The sequence below is a fragment of the Pyxidicoccus fallax genome, from assembly GCF_012933655.1.
GTDB lineage: Bacteria > Myxococcota > Myxococcia > Myxococcales > Myxococcaceae > Myxococcus > Myxococcus fallax.
Genome location: NZ_JABBJJ010000626.1, coordinates 1 through 3026, shown reverse-complemented (window position 1 = coordinate 3026; position 3026 = coordinate 1). Strand labels below are relative to the sequence as shown.

Sequence of the window (3026 nt, the reverse complement as noted above, 5' to 3'; positions counted from 1 at the left end):
CCCCGGACGCCCCCCGCTTCCAGGTGGTGGTCTCCAACCCGCCCTACATCGACACAGCGGAAATCCCGACGCTGTCCCCCGAGGTGCGGCGCGAGCCGAAGCTGGCGCTGGACGGCGGGCCGGACGGGCTCGTCCTCATCCGCCGGGTGGTGACGGGTGCGCGGCGGTGGCTGGAGCCTGGCGGGCTCCTTGCAATGGAGATTGGCGAGACACAGGGCCCGGCCGTCCTGGAGCTCCTGCGGGCGGCGGGTTACGCCGACGCGCGCGTGGAGAAGGACCTGGAGCGGCGGGAGCGCATGGCATTTGGGACACAGCCCGCGGCTGACGGGCCACAGGGCTGAAGAAGCAGGGAACCATGGACAAGATCGTGATGAAGGGTGGCCAGGAGCTGCACGGCGAGGTGCAGGCTTCGGGCGCGAAGAACGCGGCGCTGCCCATCCTGGCCTCCGCGCTGCTGGCGGACGGCACCTCCACCTACCGCAACGTGCCGGACCTGGCGGACGTGGCCACCATGCTCAAGGTGCTGCGCACCATGGGCTGCGACGCGGAGCGGCTCACCGCGCGCAAGAAGGACGTGTGCGAGGTGGGCGTCAACGGCCACATCCACCCGGAGGCCCCCTACGAGCTGGTGAAGACGATGCGCGCCAGCGTGCTGGTGCTGGGGCCGCTGGTGGCCCGCTTCGGCCGCGCCCGCGTGTCCATGCCGGGCGGGTGCGCCATTGGCGCCCGGCCCATCGACCAGCACCTCAAGGGGCTCAAGGCCCTGGGCGCCGACATCCACCTGACGGAAGGCTACGTGGAGGCCCGGGCGAAGCAGCTCAAGGGCGGCACCGTCAACTTCGACGTCATCACCGTCACCGGCACGGAGAACGTGCTGATGGCCGCGGTGCTCGCCAAGGGCCGCACCATCATGGAGAACTGCGCCCGCGAGCCCGAAATCGAGGAGCTGGCCCGCGTCCTCAACAAGATGGGCGCGAAGATTGAAGGCGCCGGCACCTCCGTCATCACCGTCGAGGGCGTGGACGGCCTCAAGCCCGTGGACCACGCCATCCTCCCGGACCGCATCGAGGCGGGCACCCTGCTCGTGGCGGCGGCCATCTCCGGCGGCAACGTGCTGGTGAAGCACGCGGTGCCCGAGCACCTGGAGGCCGTGGTGGACAAGCTGCGCGAGGCGGGCTGCACCATCACCGCCGAGGGCGGCGGCCTGCGCTGCAAGGCCCCCCGCACCCTCAACTCGGTGAACATCACCACCACCGAGCACCCGGGCTTCCCCACGGACATGCAGGCCCAGCTCATGGCCCTGATGTGCGTCAGCCAGGGAACGTCCGTCATCAGTGAAAACATCTTCGAGAATCGGTTCATGCACGTGCCGGAGCTGCACCGGCTGGGCGCGGACATCACCATCCAGGGGCACACGGCGGTGGTGAAGGGGGTGAAGGGGCTGAGCGGGGCGCCGGTGATGGCCACGGACCTGAGGGCGAGTGCGTCGCTCATCCTCGCGGGCCTGCGGGCCGAGGGGCGCACGGAGGTCAGCCGCGTCTACCACCTGGACCGCGGCTACGAGCGCCTGGAGCGCAAGCTGCGGAGCCTGGGCGCGGACATCCGCCGGGTGAAGGCGAAGGCCTGAAGGGGCAGAGGAAGCTGGCGAAGAGACGGCGCGTTGCCAACAGAAGCGGCGACGTGGGTTGCATCCGAATTTTCGCGCGACCTATCATTCTCCGAACCACTGGGGAGCACCCCTCCCCCATTGCAGGAGAATGACCCGTCCCATGGATTGCCCCAGCTGCAACGTCGAGATGGCCGATCTCGAGGGGGATGATCTGACGTTGCGAAAGTGTGGAGATTGCGGCGGCCTCTGGATTGACGTCGCGGACCTGAACCGGGTCCTGCTCCACAACAACCTCCCCGGGCTGGAGAGCCAGGGCGGCAAGGTGGATGCGGAGGCGCTGACCGGTCAGTGCCCCGAGTGCCAGGTCGACCTCGTCCGAGTGGACGGTGGCGACCGCCAGCACCCGCTCCACTACGACACGTGCGAGTCGTGCGGTGGCATCTTCCTGGAGTCGGAATTCCAGGACGCCACCGACGTGAAGGTGGCCGTGCAGGAGATCATCGTCTTCTTCCGGCACTTCAGCTCGAAGAAGAAGCTGGCCGTCCTCTAGGCGCCCGGCCCCTCACCCAGGAGTGCGGTCGGGCGGATTCTTCCGCCCCGCTCGCTCAGGGTCTGCCGCGGAACTCGCGGCCCCAATCCTCCGCCAGGGGTCCCTCCACTTCGAGCGAGGCCTCTGGCGAGCGTGTGCCCGCTTCCCCACCCTTCACGAGGCGCGCCGTCGCCTTCCCGCGCTTGGGCACGTCCAGGGACAGTCTGCTTCCGGACAGGGTGTACGTACCCGTGACGGAGGTGGGCCCGCCGCCCTCCAGGGGCTCGCGGGTGTAGCGGAAGGTGCCGTCCAGGTAGAAGGACAGGAAGCTCTCCGGCGCGCCCTCCAGGCCCCCGAACCAGGTGCCCAGGAGCGGCGCCAGGCGCGCGTCGTACTTCAGGCGCGAGGCCAGGAAGGTGCCGTTGAGGGCCTTGCCGCCGGAGACGAAGACGAGGTCGGTGATGCAGACGGGGGCGTCGTCGCTGGCGCCGGGGAAGCGGTCCACGACTTCCAGGATGAAGCGGGCGCCCGGCAGGGGCTGACTGAGGCGCACCACCTGCAGGCCGCGCTTGTCCTCCACGGTGAGGCTGCGGGAGGCGTCCACGCTGGTGAGGGTGAACTTCTTCACCCGGGCGCGGGCCTTGAATGCGGCCCGGTCCGTGCCGTCTCCCGTGTAGACGCGGACCTCGTCCACGGTGACGGCGTCCTTGAAGCCGATGGTGATGGGGGCCGGGTCCTCGCCGGTGGCGCACCAGGCGGTGGTGTCCCGGCCGTCGAGGAGGTTGAGCGGCGTGTAGCGCTCGGGCTGGGACTGACGCTCCAGCCAGTCCGTGGTCTCGGCATAGCCGGGGGCGGCGTTGGAGGCGGCGGCGGGGGTCGCGAGCAGGT

General features: G+C 69.8%; 4 protein-coding genes. 3 read left to right on the top strand and 1 reads right to left on the bottom strand.

Annotation, left to right across the window (positions count from 1 at the left end; genetic code table 11):
- From HG543_RS52795 to HG543_RS52785, 3 genes are all read left to right on the top strand, one after another.
- The coding region (locus HG543_RS52795) for a N5-glutamine methyltransferase family protein (RefSeq protein ID WP_369334980.1) at nt 1-341 on the top strand (341 nt) is incomplete at its 5' end.
- 14 nt (nt 342-355) lie between these two features.
- The gene (murA, locus tag HG543_RS52790; protein WP_169352544.1) at nt 356-1627 is read left to right on the top strand and encodes a UDP-N-acetylglucosamine 1-carboxyvinyltransferase; all 1272 of its coding nucleotides are present in this window, start codon (nt 356-358) and stop codon (nt 1625-1627) included.
- A 142-nt stretch (nt 1628-1769) separates the two neighbouring features.
- A complete protein-coding gene (locus HG543_RS52785) occupies nt 1770-2159 on the top strand; it encodes a zf-TFIIB domain-containing protein (protein WP_169352543.1) in 390 nt (129 codons plus the stop codon).
- A gap of 55 nt (nt 2160-2214) precedes the next feature.
- Here the strand turns inward: HG543_RS52785 and HG543_RS52780 are convergent, their stop codons facing one another.
- Entirely contained in the window at nt 2215-3024 is an 810-nt protein-coding gene (locus HG543_RS52780) for a discoidin domain-containing protein (protein ID WP_246357936.1), read from the bottom strand.
- Nucleotides 3025-3026: the final 2 nt, after the last annotated feature.